Genomic DNA, 24,975 nt, shown 5'->3' on the forward strand with positions numbered 1-24,975 from the left:
ATGGCGAAGTTCTCGGCCAATTTGGGTTTCTTGTGGCAGGGGTTGCCTCTTCCAGATGCTATACATGCAGCCAAAAATGCTGGCTTTGATGCTGTGGAATGCCACTGGCCATATTCCTTTAATATCAGAGACATATCCGCCGCCCTTCGCGAGACTGGCTTACCATTGTTGGGTCTCAACACCATTCGCGGCAACATAGAAGCGGGCGATAACGGTCTTACAGCAGTTGGAGGTCGCGAAAGCGAGGCGCGTGCTGCAATTGATCAGGCCATCGCCTATGCCAGCGAACTTAAGGCACCCAATATACATGTCATGGCTGGACGTACACGAGGAGCGGAAGCCCATCGCACGTTTTTGAGCAATCTCACCTATGCCTGCGAGCGCGCTTCTATTTACGGAATTACTATTCTGATCGAACCTTTAAATGAACGCGATGCGCCTGGATACTTTCTTAGAACCTCCGAGCAAGGCCTATCGATCATCGAAGAGCTCGGTCATGATAATCTGAAGCTCCTGTTTGATTGTTATCATATCCAGATCATGGAAGGTGATATCAGTAAGCGGCTTGAAGCTTTGTTGCCCCACATCGGCCATGTCCAGATAGCCTCGGTTCCCGATCGGGCAGAACCCGACCATGGTGAGTTAAACTACACGCATATTGTAAGTTGGCTCGATCAGCTTGGCTATCGAAGACCGATTGGGGCGGAATATCGTCCTGTAGCGTCCACCGTTGATGGGCTATCATGGATGCGCCTTTTTGAATGAAGCCAATAAACAGGTTCGAAACATAATCGAGGAGGGATGAGCGTAATGAGTGACGGGTCAACTGCAGGAAAGAAGCCGATTGCACTTGTGACAGGTGGGGGAACGGGCGTCGGTCGCGCGATTGCAAAAGCGCTTGGCAATGCAGGGTATCAAGTCGTCATATCAGGTAGACGCGGCGAGGTTCTCGATAAAGCTGTTAAGGAACTCGCAGCGGATGCTGGTGGGCATTTCCACGCTTTGACAGCGGATGTAAGCAATCCTGTGTCAGTGCGCACTCTGTTTGATACGATCGAAAGTAAATTTGGGCGACTGGATCTGCTCATCAATAATGCTGGTACGCTGGTACCGGGTGTCCCTCTGGAAGAGATAAGTTTCGAGGACTGGAGTGCGATTGTGGGCGCTAACCTGACCGGTGCGTTTCTGTGTACACAGCAGGCATTTCGCATCATGAAAGCGCAAGAACCGCGTGGAGGCCGTATCATCAATAACGGATCAATTTCAGCGACGACCCCACGCCCAAACTCAGCGCCATACACTGCAACGAAACACGCAATCACTGGCCTGACGAAGTCGACAGCACTTGATGGCCGTAACTTTGATATTGCTTGTGGGCAGATCGATATCGGTAACGCTGCAAGTGATATGACGCAGAAAATATCGACTGGTGTCATTCAGGCAAATGGATCTGTTGCTGCAGAACCAACCATTGATCCGGTACATGTTGCGAATGCTGTGGTTTATATGGCGAGCCTACCTTTGGACGCCAATGTGTTGACCATGACGGTAATGGCAACCAAAATGCCGCTTGTTGGGCGCGGTTAATACTGACGCCTGCCACAAAGAAACGAAGGATCATAAAGGAGAGAAATAGCGAAGGTGTAAATGTCGGAAGTGAGGAGCTGGCATTTTCATTTTTACGAAATCATAAATCGTCGATCACACTCTGGGAGGATACGCATGGCAGCTGTACAGTTCGCTGAGGTAATGAAATCTTTCGGTTCCTTTCCTGTTATCAAAGGCGTGAATATCGATATTGAAGATGGCGAATTCGTCATCCTTGTTGGCCCTTCGGGCTGCGGAAAATCAACCCTTTTGAGAATGTTGGCCGGGCTGGAGAATATATCTGGTGGAGAGGTTCGCATTGGCGGAAAGACAGTAAATAACCTGCCGCCCAAGGAACGCGATATTGCTATGGTGTTCCAGAACTATGCCCTTTATCCCCATATGACAGTTGCCAATAATATGGCTTTCTCATTGATGCTCAATTCTGCGCCACAGGCCGAAATTGACAAGCGGGTGAGTTATGCGGCCGGTATTCTTGGTTTAACAAATCTTCTCGACAGATATCCGCGCCAGCTTTCCGGAGGACAACGCCAGCGTGTTGCAATGGGCCGTGCGATTGTTCGTGATCCGCAGGTGTTCCTGTTCGATGAGCCGTTATCCAATCTCGATGCTAAGCTGCGTGTGGCTATGCGTGCAGAGATTAAGGAGTTACATCATAGGCTTAAGACAACGACCGTCTATGTAACTCACGATCAGATTGAAGCGATGACAATGGCTGATAAGATCGTTGTCATGCATGACGGACGCGTTGAGCAGATTGGCTCCCCGTTGGACCTTTATGATAATCCGAACAATCTGTTTGTCGCGGGCTTTATCGGCTCGCCGGCAATGAATATGATCAAGGGCAAGCTCGCCCCTGAAGATCCAAAAGTATTTGTTGCTGAAGACGGTATGCGACTGCCACTTTCTCGCGTCTATCCGGGCGCAGTTGGTCGCGATCTTGTCTATGGGTTGCGTCCTGAGTATATCCGGCTTGATAGCGCAGGCATGCAGGTCCCAGTCGTCGTGATTGAACCAACCGGTTATGAAACGCATATCGTCGTGAATTTCGGCGGAACAGAAAATACATGTATTTTTCGCGAACGTGTCGATGTTCGGCCTGGCGAGATGATTTCAGTCTCAATTGACCCTGCAAATGTTCACCTGTTCGATGAACAGGATGGAATGCGGCTGTCAGCCTGAGTTTTATTCCGCGCACCAGAGGAGCCTTCGGTGTGTCGTTTCTGGGAAAGACGGATGTCACCAGATTTCTGCATCCGCGGTTTGGGACAGCGGATGTGATCAATGAGAAGTCCCATCTTTGGAGGAGGAACATAATGACTATCAGAAGAAGAACATTTCTTGCAGGAACAGCAAGCCTTGTTGGCGCTGCAGGTCTTTCCGGCCTCGGCTATTCCCCGGCTTTTGCTGCCGAACCTCAGTATAAACCCGAAGAAGGCGCTAGTCTTCGGCTCTTGCGCTGGACACCTTTCGTGAAAGGCGATGAAGAGAGCTGGCTTGCCAATACAAAGAAATTCAGCGATGCCACCGGTGTCGCAGTACGTATTGATAAGGAAAGCTGGGAAGATATTCGCCCCAAAGCAGCCGTAGCAGCCAATGTTGGGTCTGGCCCAGATATTGTCATGTGCTGGTTTGATGATGCCCATCAGTATCCTGACAAGCTCGTAGACCTCACGGAACTCGGCACATATCTAGATGGTAAATATGGCGGCTTTTATGATGGGCTCAAGGGATATGCTGTACGCGATGATAAATTCATTGCCATGCCGTTGACTGCAATTGGAAATGCAATTGTTTATCGTGATAGCCATATGAAGGCGGCAGGTTTCAGTGAGTTTCCCAAAGACATAACGGGCTTCCTAGAGCTTTGCAAAGCAATGAAATCCAAAGGCACGCCAGCGGGCTTTCCGCATGGCAAAGCGGTCGGCGATGGTAACAATTATGCCCATTGGCTGCTTTGGAGCCACGGCGCACAAATGGTCAATGAAAAGGGCGAAATCACTATCAATTCGCCCGAAACACTCGCTGCATTGAACTATGCAAAAGAACTCTATGCCACTTTCATTCCTGGAACTGAAAGCTGGCTTGATATCAATAATAACCGCGCGTTTCTTGCGGGACAGGTTTCACTAACGGCCAATGGTGTTTCGATCTACTATTCTGCGAAGAATGACCCAAAACTTGCTGAAATTGCTGAAGATATGCGCAGTACAAATTTCCCGATTGGACCTGTCGGGAAAAGTGTTGAACTACATCAAACCAGCTCTTTGCTCTTGTTCAAACATACAAAATATCCAGAAGCTGCAAAAGCTTACCTCAAATTCATGATGGAAGCTGACCAGATGAATACATGGATCAAAGAGTCGAGTGCCTATTGTTGCCAGCCACTCAAAGCGTTCGCTAACAATCCGGTTTGGACAGAAAATCCCATCCATGCGCCTTATGCCCGAGCGTCGGAAACCTTGCGGCCGAACGGATACGCTGGCCCACTGGGATATGCGTCGGCTGCAGTAATGGCTGATTATGTTCTGGTCGATATGTTTGCCTCTGCTGTAACGGGAGCGGAAACACCCGAGGAGGCGATGGCAAGCGCGGAGAAGCGGGCGAACAGATACTATCGCGTGTGATCCGCATTCATATGAGGCGTGGGCGAAATCCTGCGCCTCTGTTTCGCAAAGAGCATTTGAGCCAAAATTGCGGAGCGGTTTTGTATTAGGAAAATGCTTAAAAGACAGATAGAGCGGTTCCAAAAGGCAATGCATTTGGAAGCATTCTAGTGTCCTGGAGGTGCAATCCATGACGATGACGAATACAAAAGGCCCTGGAAGTGACGCCGCCCAACAAAGCCCGAGCCGACCACGACTGAGTAATAATCGCGATGTGCTTGGATTCTTGTTCATGCTGCCTGCAGCAGTTTTTCTGCTGTGCTTCCTTACTTATCCACTTGGCCTGGGCGTTTGGCTGGGCTTCACCGACACTAAAATAGGACGCGACGGCATTTTTATTGGCCTCGAGAACTATGAGTTTCTCTGGGACGATAGTGTTTTCTGGCTCTCGGTGTTCAACACAGTTCTCTACACATTTGTCGCTTCTGTTCTCAAGTTTGGTTTGGGGCTTTGGCTTGCGCTGCTTTTGAACGAAAATCTGCCGATCAAATCGTTTTTTCGTGCAATTGTACTGTTGCCGTGGGTGGTGCCGACCGTACTTTCAGCGCTCGCATTTTGGTGGATCTATGACGCACAGTTTTCCATCATATCCTGGTCGCTCATACAGATCGGACTAATTGATCAGCCGATCAATTTTCTAGGCGATCCTACCAATGCGCGACTATCTGTCATCGCCGCCAATGTCTGGCGCGGCATTCCTTTCGTCGCGATCTCCCTCCTTGCAGGTCTGCAGACCATTCCAGCATCCCTGCAGGAAGCAGCCTCCCTTGACGGCGCATCAAGCTGGCAGCGTTTTCGTCACGTTACATTACCGATGCTGACACCGATCATCGCTGTGGTAATGACATTTTCCGTGCTGTTCACATTCACTGATTTTCAGCTCATCTATGTTTTGACCAAGGGCGGACCGGTGAATGCGACGCATCTCATGGCCACCTTATCGTTTCAACGTGCAATTCCGGGCGGTCAGCTAGGCGAGGGCGCTGCGATAGCAGTCGCAATGATACCGTTTTTGCTTGCTGCAATCATGTTCTCCTTCTTCGGTTTGCAACGCCGCAAATGGCAACAAGGCGGGGGTGACTGAAAATGGAAAAGATCGTGAAAGCTAAGGATCAGGCGATCAATACGGTTACGGATGATACTCAGGGTATGTCCTATCTCAACAGGCTACCCAGAAGAGTTGTGACAGTTTACATACCTATCATGCTATTTATTTTCGTATTGCTCTTTCCATTTTACTGGATGGCAATCACATCAGTTAAGCCAAATTCGCAGCTGACAGATTACAACAATTATAGCCCGTTCTGGGTGGTCGACGCCACATTCGATCATATCAAGTATCTGTTGTTCGAGACCTCATATCCAGGATGGCTATGGAACACGATGCTCGTTGCGACATGTGCAACGTTCATATCCCTCGTAACATCAATTCTGAGCGCCTATGCGATTGAACGGATACGCTTTACCGGCTCACGCTCGGTGGGGTTACTTATATTTCTTGCTTATCTCGTTCCACCATCGATCTTGTTCATTCCGCTGGCATTTATCGTCTTCAAGCTTGGGATTTATGACTCCCGTCTGGCTCTCATTTTTACCTATCCGACTTTTCTCATCCCATTCTGCACCTGGTTGCTGATGGGGTATTTCCGCTCGATCCCATTTGAGCTGGAAGAAAGCGCTCTCGTCGATGGGGCAAGTCGCTGGCAGATTTTGTGGAAGATTATTCTGCCTCTTGCGGTACCCGGACTGATTTCGGCAGGTATATTTGCCTTCACTCTTTCATGGAACGAATTCATCTATGCACTGACATTTATTCAGTCTTCAGAAAATAAGACCGTTCCTGTTGGCGTGCTGACAGAACTTGTACGTGGCGATATCTTTGAATGGGGAGCGCTTATGGCCGGTGCGTTGTTCGGGTCGCTGCCGGTTGTTATTCTCTATTCCTTTTTCGTGGATTATTATGTTTCGTCCATGACTGGTGCTGTGAAGGAATAATCAAGTGTCCTATCTTCTGAGTGGATATGAAAAGAGGCTCTTTCGAGCCTCTTTTTAATCGCCCCTTGAAGGCAGTTCTGAATGATCACTGACCACTCAAAGCTTCCTGAACGGCAATATCAGCCATGGCAATTGCAGCTACTCTCGTGCGAGCCGCAGCGATAAAACGGCCATTATGGCAGAAGATCGCGCCATCAACGCCGCATACTTCTTCGAGGTCGCCATTGGTCAGGCCAGCCCAAGCCGTCGGCAGGTCTGCCCTCAGCTCAAATCCATCATCCGATTTGCGGATTCCAGTCAGGCACCAATCATTGTTGCGTGGATGCACGACAAACAACAAGTGATCAGCACCCGCTTTGACGATTGCAGATCTGAAAGGCATCCCGAGCGGAAGTTCCAGTACACGGCTCTCACCTGCAGCTTCAATTGCATTTTGCACAACAGTCGCTGCCCGCAATTTCGCTGCACTTCCTGCGATTTTTGCTTCGACAAAACTGCGCGCGATGATCAAAGCGTGTTGAAACGCTTGATCGTCGGCTTCGGGACTTGTTTCATCAAAGACGGGTTTGAGCGTTTCTAACAACGTGGGTAGAGTCAGCCCAGCGAGTGGCCCGGCAATTGAAGGGCTGAGTTCGCCATTATCCACGAGATCAACTGGCAGCACGAAACTTTCGTCGAAAGACGCATGAATACCTTCCACATCTGTATCGGGAATGCTGGCCGAAACAAGATAGTCGCGCCCATAATGCTTCCAGATCAGACCAAAAGAACTGTAGGGTTGTCCGTCTTCTCGGCGGGGTGCGCCACGCTGGTGGTGATCGTAAATACGCGCTTCAGGGTCATAGAGGCCGCCAACATCGTAAATGATACGATCCACGTTTGGCGTAATCCAATTACGGTCTCTGCTGCGAATAAGCTGGGCATTAGGAAAAAGCCTGGTGAGTATTACACTCGACATCAACTCGTCGGCATGAAAGCCCCCAGAGTGTGTGACGATAAATTCTGGGTTCATACCTTATGCGCCTTGTCAGTATTGAAATCAAACTAGAGAACGGGTGCTGATACCCTTTAGAGCGCTTAAGCTCAACCTCTCTCCTGCATATTCCTCGAAGGCATCGGTGATATGGCAAGCGCGAAGATCGATCAGATCTATGATTTTTGGAGGCGGTTTCCGGCGGGCGACATAGCTCCAGATACTCGCGGTGTTAAATCTCTGTCATCAAAGCATGTTAGCTAACCGATCTAATAGGCTGTTGTATTCTTATATACTGTGCAACAAACGATTCTCCAACTATATATTATAACTATTCTGATTAATTCAGATTTATGAAATATTAATAATGATAACGACAGATAATTTCACGAAAAGTACATATTATATTTATTGATTTAGTCTTTTTATATTCTATAAGCCCTTGCGTCACACCTCGCTTATGGAGTTATTTTATGAGGGTTAAAAAATTTCTCTGCGCTTCGGCTGCAGTATTTTCGTTCGCGCCGGCAGCACAGGCCGCTGATGTGATCGTTGCACCAGAGCCAGAAGCCGTTGAATATGTCCGTGTATGCGATGCATACGGTGCGGGCTATTTCTACATCCCAGGTACGGAAACCTGCCTGCGCATTCACGGCTATCTTCGTTATGACGTTAAAGGGGGCGATAACGTCTACGCCAAGCGTCTTTCGCAGTTGGAACGCGATACCTATGACATGAAGTCTCGCTTTGAGCTTCGTTTCTCTACCGCCTCGGAAACAGATCTGGGTACACTTAAGACCTATGCGGACGCGCGTTACGATTGGAACAACGGTGAAAACGGCGCGAGCGGCCAACTCCGCTTTGCATATATCGAACTCGGCGGTCTCCGCCTTGGTCTCGATGAATCGAAGTTCGTCACCTTCACCGGCTACCTCGGCGATGTCATGAACGACGACGTTATCCTGGCTGGCGGTACGCGTACCAACGCCATCAGCTACAGCTTCAAGGGCGGCAACGGCTTCTCGGCTGTAATCGCTCTCGAACAGGGTGGCAACGGCGATTCCGACGTCAACGTTACGATTGATGACTACACGCCACATGTTGTTGGTGGCTTGAAATTTGCTCAGTCATGGGGCTCGATTGCTGGTGTTGCAGCTTATGACGCACTCAACGAAGAGTGGGCTGGTAAGGTTCGCCTCGACGTAAATATAACCGAACAGTTCTCAGTTTGGGTGCAGGGAGCCTACAAGTCGAACGATGACAACTACACGGTTACACAGCGCTTTGCTGATGGCAGCTGGCGTGGTGTTCGTCGTATCGACAGCTTCTACGGTACTTGGGGTGGTGATTGGGCCGTTTGGGGTGGTGCCAAGTTTAAGGCAACCAAACAGGCAACGATCAACATTCAGGCAGCTTATGAAGATGCCGGCCGTTTCGCTGCCACTGCAAACGTAGCTTATACTCTGGTGCCGGGCTTCACTGTGACGCCAGAAGTCTCCTACACCAAGTGGTCGGACGACCGCTCGGAACTCAAGGGCGAAAAGGCCTGGCAAGGCATGGTTCGCTTCCAGCGTTCGTTTTAACTTGATGACCTCCCGTCAGATTTGAAACGACAAGGTAGCGGTTTGAAAAAGCCGCTACTTGTCAAATCAAATCCATAAAGCAGATGTTGGTCTCAAATCTCTGATTCATTGGAGAAAATTCCGTAGGCTTTTCAATTCAACAGGACGGATTTCATGTCCGCTGGTGCAATAAACGCTTCGACATTCGCTCCCTGTGCTTGCAACCAGCCGACCACGGATCGCGAAAGCTTCAGCGGGGAAATTGGACCATGCTGACCCGCAGTTATCAGAATGCGTTTACTGGATAATACGGGCCGTGGGTTTGGCGTGTTAGAAATCAGCGGGTGCATCAGTGCTGCACGTTCGAACAACCGCGGATCATCAAACAGCATAGACGCAAGAATACTCGCCCCGTACGAATAGCTCAGTGCGTAGATTTCGCGGCCGTCATTTTGATCACGGATAGCTTGGGCAAACTCCAGCATTTTTTGGGTGCGGAAGCGTAAATCATCCATATCATAGACGCCTTTACCGGTACGGCGAAAAGAGCGGTTTGCATCAAATTTCGACACATCACCTCGGAGTACTGCGATGCTCGCGTCTGGAAGTATCTGGTCGAGCAGGTTCGTGAACTGGTGTTCATGATGTGTGGCGATAGGGTTCACTCGCCATGTATTAGAAATCTTTGGACCGGTGGCGGGCGCTGCTCTGATCTATACAACACGTGGTGTTCCTGGCGCTCCCGTACTAGGCAGTGTGGACGAATTGGCTGACGTATTGATCGAAGCTTGATTCAAAAACTGCTTTTTGGAGGCAGTTATGAACCGATGCGATCTGAGCGAATCCGAATGGCGGGTCTTGAAGGATTTGCTTCCGATTGAAGCCGTCAATCGGGGACGCGGGCGTCGCCCGGAGCAAAATTATGCATCATCAACGGCATACTTTGGAGACTTCGTTGCGGTAAGCCGGGGCGGGATGTTCCACCTAAATACGGCAATTGGAATACAATCTATCGGCGGTTTCGGCGCTGGAGCGAAGCCGGGGGCTGGGTGGCCACTACAGCATCGATAGCACCACGGTTCGCACCCCTATTTCGGCAGCGGGCGGAAAAGGGGATTCATCGACGCGATCCTGGTCGCTCGAGGAGGGGCGGGTTCAACAGTAAACTTCATTGCCTGGCTGATGCCAGAGGAAGACCGCTTCCACCTAACGGTTGGCGAGACAGCAGATTGCAAGGCTTATGACACATCGATCAGCTTAACCGAGCAAGCGCCACAGGCGTTTCTTCTTGATAAGGGCTATGATACGGATGCCATTCGCAATGATCTTGCCAGCCGCAATAGCGAACCCGTCATTCCAATCAAGTAGAATCCACGAATTGAAGGCACTGATAATCTTTACGCCTATCCCGAATACTGTATGTAAAATCCATTCAAAACTCCCTTTCAGAGCAGGAAATGGCATACATTCTTGTCCATTTTGTATGCAACGCACAAAGAGACTTCACTGACAGTTGCCCATGATCGTCGCACCTTGAAGGTTGACAGCAAGCTATCGCGAGTGGTCAAAGCGAATTTTGGGATCTATTTTAGCATCTCAGAGTTAAACCCACTCGTTTGAATTTCGGTCAAGCTTGTGTGTCGCAGATGCCATCAGAGAGAATCTGAGAACAGGAGAAAATTGATGCGTTTGAAGGCTATTGCACTGTGCCTTATGGCAGGATTTTGTACGTCGGCTTTTGCACAGGACAGTACACATGTTTTGGAGCAGGCCTTAAAGCAAATACCGCAAAAAACACTGTCCAATGTCGAAGCAATTCAGATAGCCTTCTTGGATACACAAGCTTGGCGGGGACTGGAAAAAGCTGGACCTTCAGCAGAAGGAATGCGGAGACTGGTTCTAGCACAACCTATCCGCCCACTTGAATCGATCGGTTATGGATTAGATACCTGGTCCGAAAATGCAAAGATCTCCTTCGACGCCCTCTCTTATTTCGCAGCCTTTGGTCAGGCGCCGAGTAACGTTACATATTGGGGGCTTCAGAATGTGCAAGCCAGTCAATCTTTGATCAAGGCGCTTAAAGGCACTGATTTTACTGATGTCGACGGCGACGTTTCAGGCGTAATTGCGAACGGCGAAGCCAACAAGCTTGATTTTACAAAAGCGAATGCTGGAAATCCTTGGCGGGGTGCTACTGGTGCAACGAGTTTCGTTTTGCCTCTCGATATTGTCCTGGTTCAAGCTTCGTCCTCTAGTGACATGAAAGCATTGGCTCAACCTACTCCATCGGTTGCGGACAGTAAGATCATTTTAGCTGCTCTTAATGGATTGAAGGATGCGGTTCCTGCGGGAAACGGACAAATTGTGCAGGCTGCAATTATATCGCCCATGTTTGGTCTGGAAGGGGTTGATCCTGCAAAAATATTGCCCTCTTCAACAGATGATATTGAAACGGCAAAGCAGAATTTCAAAGACAATGTAGAAGCGAATCGCCGCGGTATTCCTCCCTATTTTGCTGGATTTATTGCGGATGTGCAAATCGACAAAGCTCCAGCTTTGGTGATTTCGCTTTCTTATGCTGATTGTTCAACAGCCGAACAGGCGGTCAAGGGGGTGGTTGCCACCTGGAAGGAAACTTTGGCTGAAACCGTAGAAGGCGACGTTTCCGGGCATACCGTCCAGGCAGGTGAACTGTGCGCAGGCGTCGTTAGCGTTGTCGCTCCGAAAGCGGAGACTCCTGCAAACCCAATTTTGTCAAACGTGATGAACCGCTATCTGCAACGCGACTTCACGCTCTTACAGATTGGTTCATCGCTCTGATCCGAGCTTGCAATTTTCATATTCCGTTGCAGCCGCTCCCTTCTTGTGAGAGGGTGGTTGCGAATTGCGTGCGAGAGGGTAAAATCAAACGATAAGATAAGAGAGGACCTGGTCATTGGCAAGAAAAGCTAGTTCTCGCGAAACAGCTTATGACAAGCCGGTTCTTCTCAGTGGGGGAAATCCGCAAATACCAAAGGCCGACGGCAACGACCCCGTTCAGGCTTATATCGCAGCGATGCCCGGTTGGAAGCGAGACGTCGGTCAGAAGCTGGACGCTATCATCGAGCGTTTGGTGCCGCATGTTTCGAAAAAGGTGCGGTGGAACACACCATTTTATGGAGTGGGTGACGGCACATCATTTACTGCGTTCCACTGCATGACGAAATACATCAAAGTCACTTTTTTCAAAGGTACAGACCTTCAACCCGTACCGTCAGAACCGTCAAAGCACGCCTGTGTGCGATACTTTCATATATTTGAACCCGGAGACTTTGACGAAGTGCTGTTCGTAGACTGGATCAAGCAAGCCAGCGACTTGCCCGGCGAGAAAATCTAACGTCGCTTAAACGCTTTTGCCTGACACGACTTTGATACTCGCTCAACCATATCTGGTCAATTATTGCCTAGTAGGCATTAAGTTCATTATTCCGCATTGATCTGTTCTTGCATCAATTGTCACGAATAAGGGGCGTATATGTATAAGTGTACGCTATCAATTGGGAAACTATGTGCGGTTTTAAAATTATATAATCGAAAAAATTTAACTAGTATTCTCGAAAAACGTAACAATTAATGTCTATTTATTCGATGAATTTTTAGTTCAAATGATCTAAATTATATAGTTATTATGATAGGCACATAAAGGTACTTAAGTTTTGTTCCCAATAAATTGAGCCATGCCGCCAACCTTTCGATCCCTGGCTTGTCATTGATCCTCTCAGGTTGCGATGGGCGCGAAGCAAAGCCGGTAGCCGCAACGCATCCAACCGGCTGCGCGTTTGGATTGCGCAGGAATTTCACATGAATTTTCGGCAAACGAACACCATATATTGGCGACTTTGAAAGAGCGTTCGCAACCTCAGAGCAAGAGTATCATTCTGGGAGCAACCGGAGCTATTTTGTTCTTTCCGGCGCTCTTTTTCATGGATCTGAAATCGCCCGAGAAAACAGTACAGTAGCTGAGAATGTAACTGTCTGAATAAGATTGTTCATCAGTGCACCCAGTTTGATGTGCGGCTCTGTTGGCTGACAGCAAGGATCAATCCGAACCACTCCAACACCGGTAAAGACTGGTGTACTGCATTTTTTCAAGATCTTTGGTCCAATGATATTCCACTCGTCCGTTCTGCGGGTTGACGTGCCAGATTGCTGTTAACTGAGATGCCTTGGAAACGGCTCTGTTGTTGACAGCATCTGATTCTGACGGATTTCTATGTATGTTTGGCTGGGAAAAATGGCTCTCCGAAGGGCGAAACACATGCGCGTGCCAAAGCGCGCACCAAAATTGGCGATAGCTGCAATATTCATCTCTTACCTCATGACGCGCCACTGCAGGCGTGCGGGTAAGAGCGAGAGATCAGCTCTTGCCAGACAACCCCAGCGGGGACCGCTTCCACCTACTGTCGCTGGGCATTGTGGTTTCCTGTGTTAAAGAGCCAAACTCTATAGCTCCGACAAAAGCGTCATTACCAGATGACGTTACAATGAGCCGAGAAAATGCATGCCTTTTGCAAGGCGCATTTCGGTATAAGCGATATACCAAGGTATAAAATGCCGATTTTTTTGTGTGCTGTTTCAATATAATTATGTGGTCAGAGCTGGGCAAATGATTTGCAATATTAGGTTTGGCGCCAATCACTCATCAGTTACGTCACCTGTGACGCAATCAGCTTTGCCATTGGCTTGGAGCCATCCTAACAGGTTTAGGTATTGGAGCTCTTTTTCCAATAGGGTTGATCCTGGCTAAGGATCAGGAAAAACGGCGAATGAATCGAGCGCCATCGCGGACTTCGTTCAAGGCGGCGGATATATCGTTGCAGCAACACTTTCATTTGCCACATGGGTTCTGCGCGAAAATCTGGCAGATCTTTCGCCTGTCTGATGCCCTTCTTCCTCTTCATCCGCATTCAGCCGGATCGGAGAGCGTCCTTCATGTTAGATACGAACTACCTCAAAGAATTGAGGTGAGCCAAGCTCTTCCTTGTCAACTGTCGCCTCGAAAGTGAACATCGATCGCGGCTTTAACACGGGCCACCCCCACAGATATATTACTGCTTGGTATAGAAGAATATCCCATACGGAAAAAGCGACATGCGGCTTCATTGCGTGGAAAAAAGGGGGAGCCGGATTCTATGAGTACCCCGTGTTGCCGCAACTCTCGCACCAGCCGATCCGCGTCCAGCCCCTTCGGTCCTTCCATCCAGAACGAAGTGCCGCCAAAAGATGAGGATCCTGCTACCACAAGACCTTGTTTCTCGAGATTCTCGGCCATCAACACATGCCGTTTGTGATACTCGGTACGCATGCGATGCAATACGGCGTCGTAATGCCCGAGGGCAAGGAAGTATGCGGCGGTGCGTTGGAGATGCCCCGGCGGATGTCGTAACATCAGCGAGCGCAGAGCACGCGCTTGACGAATAAAGGGTGCAGGTGCAACGAGATAGCCGAGGCGCAAGCCGGGAAAGAGTGATTTCGAGAAACTGCCTATGTAGAGCACTCGGCCTGCCGTATCGAAAGATTTGAGGGCCGGGGAGGGTGGCGCAAGAAAGCTGATCTCGAATTCATAATCGTCTTCAACAATGACGAAATCCTTTTCCGCAGCCGCTTGAAGGAGCTTCATACGGCGGTCGATTGGCATCGTTGCGCCTGTCGGAGAGTGGTGACTGGGGGTGACGAAGACGGCGTCTGTTGCTGGCGGCAGATTGTCCGGGGGCAAGCCTTCGGAATCGACATTGATGGTGGTAACATCCGCACCACTTAATAGAAGTGAAGCGCTAATATCGGGGTGACAAGGGTTCTCGCAAACGGCGGTTGTGCCGTTGCCAAGTATCAGCCGCGTCACTATCCACAAGGCATTTTGTGCACCGACCGTTACAAGGATCTCGTCAGGATTGGCGTGGATACCGCGTCGAGGGAGGGTGCGCGAACAAATATAATTGACAAGTTGCACATCGTCAGCAGCCGCAAAATCACTTGCCATCGAGATAAAGTCTTCGCGCGCCAGTGCGCGCCGGTTGCAATCGCGCCATGCGTTGAGATCGAAGAGAGTCGGGTCCATCTGGCCATAGAGAAACGGATAGGGATAGCGTCTCCAGTCGAGCGGCTTTTCAACCTGGCGCACTACACTGAAATCGAGCGCAACCTTGCGGGACCAGTCGACTTCTGAAGCTTGAGAGGGCAATTGATCGGTTACAAGTGCTCGGCCCGGCGGATTGCGTGCGATGCGATACGAGCTTCGATCAACCGCTTCCATATAACCTTGAGAGACCAGTTCTTGATAAGCAAGTGTAACGGTAATGCGCGAAATGTTCAGATAGATGGCAAGTCGACGTGTAGAAGGCAGTTGTGCGCCGGGCACGATGCGTCCGGCGAGAACCGCCGAGACAACTGTTTCTCGCAGCTGAGCTTGAAGCCCCAAACCGCTTTCGCGGTCGATGAAGAAGATTGTCTCGGAGACATGAGTTTGCACGAGGTCCATCCTTCAGAGCGGTTCCAGTTAGGGCTGAACCGTTGCAACCGCTCTATCTATTTGTTTAGCCATTAGCCGGAGCAAAACAGCTTCGCGCTTTCGGCTCAATTGCTTAATCTGGACTTATTCAACTTCCAATCTGGATATAACGCAAGCGGGAATACACTGCTTATCTCTATAAGCACAAGACCGGCAAAGCCGGCGGGGAACATCAAATGGAGGTTAGCATGCTTTTCAGGACTATTAAGAGCCTGGCGGCCACGGCGAGTATTGTCGCGGGCGCTTTGGCATCGAATGCGGCATATGCTGAAACTCGACTGGTCGTCGGTTATCAACAGATTGTGGGCCCATTCATCGCCGCGATCGCCGACGGCCGCTTTGACGCCGCAGCTAAAGAAGCGGGCTACGCCATAGATTGGCGTCAGTTCAGCTCCGCTGGCGATATTACAACAGCACTCGCCTCCGGCGATGTTCCGATCGGTGTGATCGGTTCTACCGGCACAGCATCGGCGGCGACGCGCGGTGTCGAGTTGCAGCTCTTCTGGGTTCTCGACAATATCGGGAAATCTGAAGCACTCGTTGCCCGCGATGGGTCAGGTATTGAGACACCTGCTGATCTCAAGGGTAAAAAAGTGGCGGTGCCATTTGTTTCCACTTCACATTTCCACTTGCTTGTGGGTTTGAATCAGGTGTGGAAGGTCGACCCGAAAGAAGTCGAGATCCTGAACTTGAAACCGCCGCAGATCGTTGCTGCCTGGCAGCGGGGCGATATTGATGCGGCTTATGTCTGGCCGCCAGCGCTCTCGGTGATCCAGAAAACTGGAAAGACAATTTCCGACTCCGAAGTCATTGGTGCGGCCAGTGTGCCCACATTCGACGGTCTTGTGGTCGATAAGAAATGGGCAGAACAAAACACCAAATTCATGGAGGCATTTACTAAAGTGCTGGCCCAGTCTTATGCCGATTATAATGCCGACAAGGCAGCTTGGACGGAGGATTCCGCGCCGGTAAAGGGCATTGTAAAGCTTATCGGTGGCGATGGAGCGAGCACAGTTGAGGCACTCGGACTCCTTTCCTTCCCTAATGCGGATGAACAGGCGTCGGACACCTGGCTTGGTGGTGGAGCAGTGCGCGCACTCAATGAAAGCGCTAAGTTCTTGGCAGAACAGAAGCAGATAAGCAAAGCGCTCGACGATTACTCGCCCTTTGTTAATGCTGATTTTGCTAAAACTGCCGCTAAATAGCGCCTCAGCTAATCTCGCATCGGCCGTCTTAACTGGCCGGTGCCCTCTTCATCCGTATAGAGCAATTCAAGTGAGCATGAATGAATGTTTGCGTTTGGGGTTGCGTGAAACTCTATACTGCCCTTGACCAAGGTGCAGGGAGGCATATCGTATGGAAACGCTTAGTGTCAGAAATATCGGTCTAACCTACCCGGGGCTTTACTCGGATCAGGCGATAATCGCCCTCAAGGGAGTGAACCTTACTATTAACAGTGGCGACTTTGTCGTGGCACTCGGAGCATCGGGTTGCGGAAAGACAACACTTCTCAATCTCATGGCGGGCTTCATGGCGCCTTCAGAAGGTGACATTTCGCTTGGTAATCATCGCGTCAATGGGCCAAGTGCCGAACGTGGGGTTGTCTTTCAAAAGCATGCGCTTCTGCCTTGGCTCAATGTTATGGAAAATACCGAATTTGGTTTGAAGCTACGCGGCGTCGACAAGGCTACACGTCGGGAGCTGGCCACCAAAAACCTCGCTCTGGTGGGGTTGCAGGATTTCCATAACCACATGATTTACCATCTTTCGGGCGGAATGCAGCAACGCGTGGGAATCGCGCGAGCGCTGACATGCGACCCCGCCATGCTGTTGATGGACGAGCCAATGGCAGCACTTGATGCGCTGACGCGCGAAACTATTCAGGAGCTGTTGCTCAAAGTTTGGCAGCTGACCAATAAGATGTTCTTCTTTATCACGCACAGCGTGGAGGAGGCACTGTTTTTGGGTTCCCGACTGATCGTCATGTCACCGCGTCCGGGCCGCATCACCCATACCTACGATCTTGATTTCAACCGTCGCTTTCTCGAGGAAGGCAACGCTCGCGCTATCAAGTCCAGCCCCGATTTCATCCGTATGCGCGAGGAAGTTCTGGGTATTATTTATGGTGACGAGCGAGCGTCTGCCGATCGGGAGGTGGCACATGCTTGACCGTGTAACCCGCTCCCCATCCACCAAGCCCGTCAAGGCAGGTAAGATCTTTGGCGCTCCTGGTGACGGTGCCAGTGGCATGATCAGCCTTGCGACAGCCAGTTTCCTTATCGCGCTATGGTTCCTCGTTACCGAAACTGGCTGGATCAAACCGCTCTTCCTGCCTTCACCTCTTGCGGTATGGGACAAGTTCATTCTGGCACTAACGGAAGGAGTCTCGAACTCGACTCTTTGGCAGCACACGCTGGCGAGCATAGGTCGCGTATTTGGTGCCTTTGCGTTGGCACTCGTCACGGCGGTGCCCATTGGTGTTCTCATGGGCGTTAATCGGGTCGTCCGGGGCCTGTTTGATCCGATCATAGAATTCTATCGGCCGTTACCACCGCTCGCATATCTGCCACTTGTCATCATTTGGCTCGGCATTGGTGAATTTCCCAAGGTATTCCTGATCTATCTGGCGATCTTTGCGCCCATGGCAATCGCGGCAAGAGCTGGTGTGCGATCAGTCTCTATAGAGCAGATACATGCGGCTTATGCGATGGGTGCCACCCGTTGGCAGGTCATCAGCCAGGTGATCATGAAAGCGGCTCTCCCCGAAATCTTCACCGGCATGCGCATCGGTATAGGTGTTGGGTGGACCACCCTGGTCGCGGCTGAAATGGTCGCGGCGAACAGAGGCCTCGGCTTCATGGTTCTGAATGCGGCTGAAAATCTTGAAAGCGATACCGTGATCATGGGTATCTTCATCATCGGTATCTTCGCTTTCGCCTTCGACCTTTTGATCCGATACCTCGAAAAAGTACTGATCCCTTGGAAGGGGCGTATCTAAGCCCCACCACTTCTTTCGATCTTGGCCATCGCAGCCCATGCAGGGCGGTCTTACTGCCCCGGCGGAGCTATGCCTTCTGACATACCAAAGGATATAACGATGACACTGACCGCAAATGATCTCAAAGCCTTGTTTGATGCATTTAATAGGCACGACATTGATGGAGTCATGCACTTTTTCGCTGAAGATTGCATCTTCAACGCCGTTGGTGGACCGGAAATCTACGGCACTCGTTTCACGGGGCGTCAAGAGATTTCAGCTGCATTCAGCGGGGTCTGGAAATCGATGCCGGATGCTGAGTGGGGCAATCACAGCCACTTTACTGACGGAGATCGCGGCGTTTCAGAGTGGACCTTCTCCGGCACGGCAGCCGATGGCAGTCGTATTGAAGCAGAGGGCTGTGATCTTTTCACCATCCGAGGCGGCAAGATCGTGCGCAAGCAGGCGTTTCGCAAGAACCGCCCGGTTCTACAACCTCGTCAATAATACCGGAACAAAGCCATGCAACAGCACGCCAATTTCATAAAGGCCGAGCGACAGCCCTTCGATCCGGCCTACGATCCTAACCACTCGTCCAGCCCTGGCATTGGTAAAGACTATGCGCCTACCTACTGGATCGGCACAGCAGGGCCGGCACCAGAGGACGATGGTCCTGTCACGCACGATCTGGATGTCGATGTTGTTATCATTGGCTCGGGTTATACTGGTCTTTCCTGCGCCATACATCTGGCGCGAGAGCACGGTATCAAGGCCACGGTTCTGGAGGCAAACGGCGTCGCCTGGGGCTGTAGCACCCGCAATGGTGGGCAGGCGCAGATTTCCGCCGGACGTCTGAAGCGCTCGCAATGGATTGCCCGTTGGGGTGTCGATGTTGCGCGCAAGATGCATTCAGAGGTTGCCGAAGGCTTCGATCTCTTCCGGGCATTGATTCGGGAGCCGGAGATCGATTGTGAGCCGCAGGATGGCGGTCATCTTTACATTGCTCATCGTGACAAGATGCTGCCGTCGCTTGAAAGTGAAGTCCACCTGCTGAACAAGACGTTCGGCTATCGGGCTCGCATGGTGTCGCGTAACGAAATCCATAGCGATTTTGTTCGAGACGAAGAAGCACGCGGCGCATTGTATGAGCCAGACGGTATGGGCATCCATGCCGCGAAGCTGGCTTTCGGATATCTTCGCCTCGCACGACGGCTCGGGGCTAAAGTACATACTTCCAGTCCAGTGCTCGATTGCACAACCAAAGGGGGGATGCACTATCTTACAACCCCCGGCGGCACGGTTCGTGCACGCGCTGTTTGTATCGCCACTGCCGGTTATACATCGCCAGGCATGAATGCGCTGACCCGCCATCGGCTGATGCCGATACTGTCAAACTCAATTGTCACCCGACCCTTGACGGACAGCGAACGGGAACTGCTCAACTTCAAGACACGCATTCCCCTTACAGACACGCGCACACTGCGCCATTACTTTCGGATGCTTCCGGATAACCGGGTGCAGATCGGCAGTCGCAGCGCCATCACAGGGCGCGACGCAACCAATCCGAAGCATCTCGATTTGCTGTTGAATGGCCTCTATCGCAAGTTTCCGACCCTTCGCGGTATCAAGGTCGACTACTCTTGGTGGGGCTGGGTGGATGTCAGCCACGATATGATGCCTCGAATCTTCCAGCCGGACCCTTCACAAAAGCTGTTTTACGCCATGGGTTATGGCGGCAACGGCGTCATGTATTCAGCTCAGGCTGGCCGTCGAATGGCTCAGCTGGTCGCGGGCAAAGGAAGCAATCTGCAGCTTCCGATTTTTACCTCTCCTCTGCCAAGCCATGGTCTGCTGACGCCGTTTCGACGGATAGGGCAGTGGGGAATGTACCGCTGGTACGCGCTGCGCGACGAAATCCTCTAATCAATTGAAACCAATCCTTTCAGAAAGGAACTCTCCATGAAAATGACCACCGAGGAAGCCTTCGTCAAAGTTCTCCAGATGCATGGTTTAGAACATGCTTTTGGCATCATCGGCTCGGCTATGATGCCGGTATCAGATCTTTTTCCAAAGGCTGGCATTAAATTCTGGGACTGCGCTCACGAAACCAATGCCGGCATGATGGCAGATGGCTTCAGCCGCGCAACAGGCACAATGTCAATTGCCATTGGCCAGAATGGCCCTGGTGTTACTGGCTTTATTACTGCCATCAAGACGGCATACTGGAACCATACCCCGCTCTTGATGGTGACACCACAGGCAGCCAACAAGACGATTGGTCAGGGCGGTTTCCAGGAAGTTGATCAGATGGCCATGTTCAAGGAGATGGTCTGTTACCAGGAAGAGGTACGTGATCCCTCGCGTATCCCTGAAGTGCTGAACCGGGTGATTGAAAAGGCCTTGCGGGGTTGCGCCCCGGCACAGATCAATATTCCTCGCGATTACTGGACACAGGTAATCGATGTAGATTTACCGGCAATCGTCCGTTTTGAACGTCCGATCGGTGGTCCGCAGGCCATCGAGGAAGCAGCAAAGCTGTTGTCGGAAGCAAAGTTTCCAGTCATCCTCAACGGTGCTGGTGTTGTTATTGGTGGCGCTATCGGGGAGTCAATGAAACTTGCCGAACAGCTCGACGCACCGGTCTGCTGCGGCTATCAGCACAATGATGCTTTTCCCGGTAGTCATCGTCTTGCGGTCGGGCCGCTCGGTTACAACGGCTCGAAAGCGGCGATGGAGCTGATCTCAAAAGCTGACGTAGTGTTGGCGCTTGGTACCCGCCTCAATCCATTCTCGACCTTGCCGGGCTACGGCATAGATTATTGGCCGAAGAACGCTGCGATCATTCAGGTTGATATCAACGCTGATCGTATTGGGCTGACCAAAAAAGTATCGGTTGGCATCTGCGGTGATGCCAAACAGGTTGCGCGGCAGATTCTTGAGCAGCTTGCTCCCTCGGCTGGCGATGCGGGTCGTGAGGAACGTAAAGCGGCGATCCATCAAACCCGATCTGCGTGGCAGCAACAGCTCTCCTCAATGGACCACGAGGACGATGATGTCGGAACTGAATGGAACGAAGGTGCACGTAAACGCGAACCTGATCGCATGTCACCCCGTCAGGCCTGGCGCGCTATTCAGGCTGCTCTGCCAAAGGATGCAATCATATCGACCGACATTGGCAATAATTGTGCAATCGGCAACGCCTATCCAACTTTCGAAGTTGGCAGAAAGTATCTTGCACCGGGCATGTTCGGTCCTTGCGGATACGGGTTTCCGTCGATTGTCGGCGCCAAGATCGGTTGCCCGGATGTCCCGGTAGTAGGCTTTGCAGGTGACGGTGCCTTCGGGATTTCGATGAATGAAATGGGCTCAATTGGCCGGGAAGGATGGCCCGCAATTACTATGGTGATCTTCCGCAATTACCAATGGGGTGCGGAAAAGCGCAATACGACACTATGGTATTCGAACAACTTCGTTGGCACCGAACTTAATCCCAATCTCAGCTATGCGAAAATCGCCGAGGGTTGTGGTTTGAAGGGAGTTTCCGTCTATACGACTACGGCACTCACCGAAGCGCTTTCCACCGCGATCTCAGAGCAGGAAAAGGGCGTGACGACGTTCATAGAAGTCATCCTCAATCAGGAACTCGGTGAACCCTTCCGGCGCGACGCTATGAAAAAGCCCGTGCCGGTTGCCGGAATTGACCGCGCGGACATGCGCGTCCAAAAGCGAGCTTAATCCAGATTGATTACCAAGCGCCTGCCCGGGCTACCCCGGGCGGGAGCGGCGGGGTGATCTGAATGACCTCGCGACCTTCGCTACCGTGGCATTACCGCAACTTTATCCTTGTCAGCATTCACTATCTGGGGCTCGCCTGATGAAACCGCTTGATCATATCATCGAAACTGCCAAAGCATCGCCGCGCCGGATAGTGCTTGCCGAGGGAGAGGACTCGCGCATTATTGAGGGGGCGATCCGCGCCACGCGGGAGGGGGTCGCTGAGATCATTCTTGTTGGTAATCGCTCGACTATCGAGGTAAGCCTTGCTGCGGCAGGGGCGATACCCGAAGACTTCCAGATTGAGGACCCTATCTCGTCCGAATTAGCCCCGGGATTAGCTAAGGCCTATCATGTTCTTCGCGCGGGTAAGGGTGTTGATGAAGAAGCAGCCACTATGGCACTGCGTTCCCCGCTTGTTTTTGCGGCTATGATGGTGCGCGAGGGTGAAGCAGACGGGACTGTGGGTGGAGCGGTAGCGACAACTGCCGACACAGTACGCGCCGCACTGCAAACAATTGGTCGAGCGCCCGGCACGGGCCTTGTATCGAGCTTCTTTCTGATGATGCTGTGCGCGCCGCACCATGCCAAAAAAGGCATCTTCGTTTTCGCCGATTGTGGTCTTGTGGTCGAACCCGATGCGGCTAGTCTCGCCGATATCGCTGTGAGCTCGGCTCGTTCCTTTGAAACCCTCGCTGGCAAGCCGCCAAAAGTGGCCATGCTTTCCTTCTCAACGGCTGGCAGCGCTGTGCATGAAAAGGTTTCCAAGGTGGTGGAGGCAACCCGGCTCGCCCATGTTGCCGTGCCCGAACTCATGATCGACGGTGAATTGCAATTCGATAGCGCCTTCGTTGAAGCTATTAGCGACGCCAAGGCACCTCAATCGGTGTTGCACGGCGGGGCTAACGTCTTTGTATTTCCCAATCTTGATGCGGCAAATATTGGCTACAAGATCGCCCAGCGTATCGGTGGCGCGACGGCTATCGGGCCTGTCATGCAGGGTCTCGCTAAACCCGCCAATGACCTGTCCCGTGGTTGCAGCGCTGATGATGTGTTCCACATGATTGCCATCACTGTGGTCCAGGCTGGCTATATTAGTTAGAAGTCTTCACGGTTTTCGATAGGTGATGCGGATTTTTTGCAATTGGCCGGAACCTATTTCTATTGTCTTTTTCAAACTAAGCACTACCCTCCATCCTTGTCTGATTGTGACGCGGAGGGCAGCATGCAGTGGCTTCAGTCGATACTTCAGCGGGCTCCTGGAAAAGTTTTTGGAAAAGCTATCCCAAGTGCATCATGCCGTTGGTGAGGCTATCTGATTATGCTGCTTCCTGCAAAAGGGAGGCGAACACTTCAGCGGGTGTCTTGAATCCAAGACACTTGCGCGGGGTTGCGTTGAGATCATGGGCGAGGGCAGTCAACTGCGCCTGGTTGACCTGCGTCAGGTCAGTGTTGCTGGGCAAATAACGTCGAATGCGCTTGTTGATGTTCTCAATAGCACCTTTTTGCCATGGCGAGTTTGGATCGCAAAACCAGCTTCTGGCCCCCATTCCATCCTCCAAAGCCCTATACCCCATAAACTCGGAACCGCGATCAAAGGTAAAACTGCGGCGTGCGTGATAAGGCAGTGTAGCAAAGGCCTGAATGATTTTGTTCATGATAGGCTTTGAGTGCCGACTGTTGTTTTTGATGATGACGCAATAACGACTTTTGCGTTCAACAAGCGTCATGACATTGGCTTCTCCCAGGTCACGATCAAAGATAATCAAATCACCTTCCCAGTTGCCGAATTGCAGACGATTGCCAATAAAATCAGGGCGTTGATGAATGCGAAACGCTTCTGGAATACGGGAACTGCGCGATCGTCTGGTGCCGCGTGGGCAGCGTTTTGTTCGCATCTCGGCAAGGTGTTCAAACAGCTTCAGCCCATATTCTTCCTTTGAGTAAATGAAGCGATAAATCGTTTCCGCACACAGTCGTATCGCGCTCAGACCATGGCGAACCAGTCGGCCGCAGATCTGCTCTGGCGACCAATGGGCTTCCAATTGTTCAATGACAAACTTGCGCAGCTCTGGGTAACGTCTGAGCTTGCGCAACCGTGTTCTGCGGTCTTTGCTGATATTGTCGGCAACAACGCTGTGATAGCCATTATAGTCTGGTATCTCAGTGTCCCGAAAGCTGTTACGCTTGATCTCGCGATAGATCGTCGAGCGATGACGACCCATCAGCCGCGCAATGTCGCCGAGAGGGACTTTGAGCTGTTTAAGTTCGAAAAGACGGCGACGTTCACGCAAAGTGATCTGTGAATAGCAATTCGACATCCAATTTCCTCCATGGCTAACCTCATGAATTCATTGACATGTTGCAGTTTAAAATAGAATGTACCCCCCTACATGTCGTGTCAAAGCTGATTAGAGATGCGACACCGGTGGCCAGATAGAAATGCGACACTTCTTGATGAAGGACGCAGCGCCAAGCCCCCGATCTGACCGGCTGGTCAGGGTTGCAAGGGCAGATCGGGGGCGGATAAGGGAACGCCTCTTCGGGCTTTAGCTTTCCTCCGAGATCACCGCCTCAGCGGTGCTCAAATGAGAGCGTTGGATATGGAGCCATTGTTCCGGGAACGGCTGGTAATCCTCAGAATGCTCCGTCTTGTATTCGCCCCACCCTTGATATTTCCAATATCTGGTCATCACGTCAAAATGGCTGTGCCCACTCAAAGTCCCGACGCGAATTGCCCCTTCGTTGAGAAGTGATCGAAATCCGTCCCCCATAGGGCCAGCTTGGCAAAGCCCAGGGAGCATTTGGCCATCAGGTTCGGGATCAAGCCATAACTCAAAGATTAGCTCTTCTTTCATGGAGTGAGTATACGA

At 51.2% G+C, this 24,975-nt stretch carries 20 protein-coding genes and 2 pseudogenes; 18 read left to right on the forward strand and 4 right to left on the reverse strand.

The annotated features are described in order from the left end of the window. From CES85_RS22610 to CES85_RS22635, 6 genes are all read left to right on the forward strand, one after another. Window positions 1-765, forward strand: a complete 765-nt coding sequence (locus CES85_RS22610; protein WP_095448110.1) for a hydroxypyruvate isomerase family protein — start codon at window positions 1-3, stop codon at window positions 763-765. Between the two features lie 45 nt (window positions 766-810). Beyond that, window positions 811-1,587 (forward strand): SDR family oxidoreductase, encoded by a 777-nt coding sequence (locus CES85_RS22615; protein ID WP_434063369.1) that lies wholly within the window; start codon window positions 811-813, stop codon window positions 1,585-1,587. 135 nt (window positions 1,588-1,722) lie between these two features. Further along, window positions 1,723-2,790, forward strand: coding sequence for an ABC transporter ATP-binding protein (locus tag CES85_RS22620; RefSeq protein ID WP_095448112.1), 1,068 nt, complete (start codon window positions 1,723-1,725; stop codon window positions 2,788-2,790). Between the two features lie 134 nt (window positions 2,791-2,924). After that, window positions 2,925-4,235, forward strand: coding sequence for an ABC transporter substrate-binding protein (locus tag CES85_RS22625; RefSeq protein WP_095448113.1), 1,311 nt, complete (start codon window positions 2,925-2,927; stop codon window positions 4,233-4,235). 271 nt (window positions 4,236-4,506) lie between these two features. Next, a complete protein-coding gene (locus tag CES85_RS22630; RefSeq protein ID WP_244923381.1) occupies window positions 4,507-5,358 on the forward strand; it encodes a carbohydrate ABC transporter permease in 852 nt (283 codons plus the stop codon). Between the two features lie 2 nt (window positions 5,359-5,360). Beyond that, window positions 5,361-6,269, forward strand: a complete 909-nt coding sequence (locus CES85_RS22635; protein ID WP_095448114.1) for a carbohydrate ABC transporter permease — start codon at window positions 5,361-5,363, stop codon at window positions 6,267-6,269. 85 nt (window positions 6,270-6,354) lie between these two features. Here the strand turns inward: CES85_RS22635 and CES85_RS22640 are convergent, their stop codons facing one another. Beyond that, window positions 6,355-7,281, reverse strand: a complete 927-nt coding sequence (locus CES85_RS22640) for an MYG1 family protein (protein ID WP_095448115.1) — start codon at window positions 7,279-7,281, stop codon at window positions 6,355-6,357. Window positions 7,282-7,715: 434 nt separating this feature from the next. Between CES85_RS22640 and CES85_RS22645 the strand changes: the two genes are divergently transcribed. After that, a complete protein-coding gene (locus CES85_RS22645) occupies window positions 7,716-8,825 on the forward strand; it encodes a porin (RefSeq protein ID WP_095448116.1) in 1,110 nt (369 codons plus the stop codon). Between the two features lie 131 nt (window positions 8,826-8,956). Here the strand turns inward: CES85_RS22645 and CES85_RS22650 are convergent, their stop codons facing one another. Further along, the gene (locus tag CES85_RS22650; protein ID WP_095448117.1) at window positions 8,957-9,376 is read right to left on the reverse strand and encodes an alpha/beta hydrolase; all 420 of its coding nucleotides are present in this window, start codon (window positions 9,374-9,376) and stop codon (window positions 8,957-8,959) included. A 247-nt stretch (window positions 9,377-9,623) separates the two neighbouring features. Between CES85_RS22650 and CES85_RS28340 the strand changes: the two are divergent. From CES85_RS28340 to CES85_RS27885, 4 genes and pseudogenes are all read left to right on the forward strand, one after another. Then, window positions 9,624-10,163: pseudogene (locus CES85_RS28340) on the forward strand (IS5 family transposase); the annotation flags it as partial. Between the two features lie 324 nt (window positions 10,164-10,487). Continuing rightward, window positions 10,488-11,624 (forward strand): hypothetical protein, encoded by a 1,137-nt coding sequence (locus CES85_RS22665; protein WP_095448119.1) that lies wholly within the window; start codon window positions 10,488-10,490, stop codon window positions 11,622-11,624. A gap of 115 nt (window positions 11,625-11,739) precedes the next feature. Beyond that, window positions 11,740-12,180 carry a DUF1801 domain-containing protein gene (locus tag CES85_RS22670; protein ID WP_244923359.1) on the forward strand — a complete coding sequence of 147 codons (441 nt, stop codon included), beginning with the start codon at window positions 11,740-11,742 and terminating at the stop codon, window positions 12,178-12,180. A gap of 333 nt (window positions 12,181-12,513) precedes the next feature. Beyond that, window positions 12,514-12,790, forward strand: a pseudogene (locus CES85_RS27885) (hypothetical protein); the annotation flags it as partial. A 1,037-nt stretch (window positions 12,791-13,827) separates the two neighbouring features. Here CES85_RS27885 and pdxR read toward each other — a convergent pair. After that, on the reverse strand, window positions 13,828-15,321 hold the full coding sequence (gene pdxR / locus CES85_RS22680; RefSeq protein WP_095448121.1) for a MocR-like pyridoxine biosynthesis transcription factor PdxR: 1,494 nt from the start codon (window positions 15,319-15,321) through the stop codon (window positions 13,828-13,830). Between the two features lie 218 nt (window positions 15,322-15,539). Between pdxR and tauA the strand changes: the two genes are divergently transcribed. From tauA to pta, 7 genes are all read left to right on the forward strand, one after another. Further along, a complete protein-coding gene (gene tauA, locus CES85_RS22685; RefSeq protein ID WP_095448821.1) occupies window positions 15,540-16,556 on the forward strand; it encodes a taurine ABC transporter substrate-binding protein in 1,017 nt (338 codons plus the stop codon). Between the two features lie 151 nt (window positions 16,557-16,707). Continuing rightward, the gene (locus CES85_RS22690) at window positions 16,708-17,520 is read left to right on the forward strand and encodes a taurine ABC transporter ATP-binding protein (RefSeq protein ID WP_095448122.1); all 813 of its coding nucleotides are present in this window, start codon (window positions 16,708-16,710) and stop codon (window positions 17,518-17,520) included. After that, window positions 17,513-18,349: an ABC transporter permease subunit gene (locus CES85_RS22695; protein WP_095448123.1), complete on the forward strand. Its 837-nt coding sequence runs from the start codon at window positions 17,513-17,515 to the stop codon at window positions 18,347-18,349. Before CES85_RS22690 ends, CES85_RS22695 begins: the two co-directional genes overlap by 8 nt. A gap of 105 nt (window positions 18,350-18,454) precedes the next feature. After that, a complete protein-coding gene (locus CES85_RS22700) occupies window positions 18,455-18,835 on the forward strand; it encodes a nuclear transport factor 2 family protein (RefSeq protein WP_208636316.1) in 381 nt (126 codons plus the stop codon). A 15-nt stretch (window positions 18,836-18,850) separates the two neighbouring features. After that, complete coding sequence (locus tag CES85_RS22705) at window positions 18,851-20,251, forward strand: NAD(P)/FAD-dependent oxidoreductase (RefSeq protein ID WP_095448124.1); 1,401 nt, start codon at window positions 18,851-18,853, stop codon at window positions 20,249-20,251. 36 nt (window positions 20,252-20,287) lie between these two features. Next, window positions 20,288-22,063: a sulfoacetaldehyde acetyltransferase gene (gene xsc, locus CES85_RS22710; protein ID WP_095448125.1), complete on the forward strand. Its 1,776-nt coding sequence runs from the start codon at window positions 20,288-20,290 to the stop codon at window positions 22,061-22,063. A gap of 139 nt (window positions 22,064-22,202) precedes the next feature. After that, a complete protein-coding gene (pta, locus tag CES85_RS22715; RefSeq protein ID WP_095448126.1) occupies window positions 22,203-23,204 on the forward strand; it encodes a phosphate acetyltransferase in 1,002 nt (333 codons plus the stop codon). 217 nt (window positions 23,205-23,421) lie between these two features. On the opposite strand, the gene CES85_RS22720 is transcribed toward pta, so the two are convergent. Continuing rightward, the gene (locus CES85_RS22720; protein ID WP_095444441.1) at window positions 23,422-24,423 is read right to left on the reverse strand and encodes an IS30 family transposase; all 1,002 of its coding nucleotides are present in this window, start codon (window positions 24,421-24,423) and stop codon (window positions 23,422-23,424) included. Window positions 24,424-24,975 lie beyond the last annotated feature (552 nt).

The sequence above is a fragment of the Ochrobactrum quorumnocens genome (assembly GCF_002278035.1).
In the GTDB taxonomy this organism is placed as follows: Bacteria; Pseudomonadota; Alphaproteobacteria; order Rhizobiales; family Rhizobiaceae; genus Brucella; species Brucella quorumnocens.

What these genes read in the sequence shown, in the direction of transcription:
- CES85_RS22610 (WP_095448110.1), top strand. Translation starts at nt 1, where the DNA reads ATGGCGAAGTTCTCGGCCAATTTGGGTTTCTTGTGGCAGGGGTTGCCT.
- CES85_RS22615 (WP_434063369.1), top strand. Translation starts at nt 811, where the DNA reads ATGAGTGACGGGTCAACTGCAGGAAAGAAGCCGATTGCACTTGTGACA.
- CES85_RS22620 (WP_095448112.1), top strand. Translation starts at nt 1,723, where the DNA reads ATGGCAGCTGTACAGTTCGCTGAGGTAATGAAATCTTTCGGTTCCTTT.
- CES85_RS22625 (WP_095448113.1), top strand. Translation starts at nt 2,925, where the DNA reads ATGACTATCAGAAGAAGAACATTTCTTGCAGGAACAGCAAGCCTTGTT.
- CES85_RS22630 (WP_244923381.1), top strand. Translation starts at nt 4,507, where the DNA reads ATGCTGCCTGCAGCAGTTTTTCTGCTGTGCTTCCTTACTTATCCACTT.
- CES85_RS22635 (WP_095448114.1), top strand. Translation starts at nt 5,361, where the DNA reads ATGGAAAAGATCGTGAAAGCTAAGGATCAGGCGATCAATACGGTTACG.
- CES85_RS22640 (WP_095448115.1), bottom strand. Translation starts at nt 7,281, where the DNA reads ATGAACCCAGAATTTATCGTCACACACTCTGGGGGCTTTCATGCCGAC.
- CES85_RS22645 (WP_095448116.1), top strand. Translation starts at nt 7,716, where the DNA reads ATGAGGGTTAAAAAATTTCTCTGCGCTTCGGCTGCAGTATTTTCGTTC.
- CES85_RS22665 (WP_095448119.1), top strand. Translation starts at nt 10,488, where the DNA reads ATGCGTTTGAAGGCTATTGCACTGTGCCTTATGGCAGGATTTTGTACG.
- pdxR (WP_095448121.1), bottom strand. Translation starts at nt 15,321, where the DNA reads ATGGACCTCGTGCAAACTCATGTCTCCGAGACAATCTTCTTCATCGAC.
- tauA (WP_095448821.1), top strand. Translation starts at nt 15,540, where the DNA reads ATGCTTTTCAGGACTATTAAGAGCCTGGCGGCCACGGCGAGTATTGTC.
- CES85_RS22690 (WP_095448122.1), top strand. Translation starts at nt 16,708, where the DNA reads ATGGAAACGCTTAGTGTCAGAAATATCGGTCTAACCTACCCGGGGCTT.
- CES85_RS22695 (WP_095448123.1), top strand. Translation starts at nt 17,513, where the DNA reads ATGCTTGACCGTGTAACCCGCTCCCCATCCACCAAGCCCGTCAAGGCA.
- CES85_RS22705 (WP_095448124.1), top strand. Translation starts at nt 18,851, where the DNA reads ATGCAACAGCACGCCAATTTCATAAAGGCCGAGCGACAGCCCTTCGAT.
- xsc (WP_095448125.1), top strand. Translation starts at nt 20,288, where the DNA reads ATGAAAATGACCACCGAGGAAGCCTTCGTCAAAGTTCTCCAGATGCAT.
- pta (WP_095448126.1), top strand. Translation starts at nt 22,203, where the DNA reads ATGAAACCGCTTGATCATATCATCGAAACTGCCAAAGCATCGCCGCGC.
- CES85_RS22720 (WP_095444441.1), bottom strand. Translation starts at nt 24,423, where the DNA reads ATGTCGAATTGCTATTCACAGATCACTTTGCGTGAACGTCGCCGTCTT.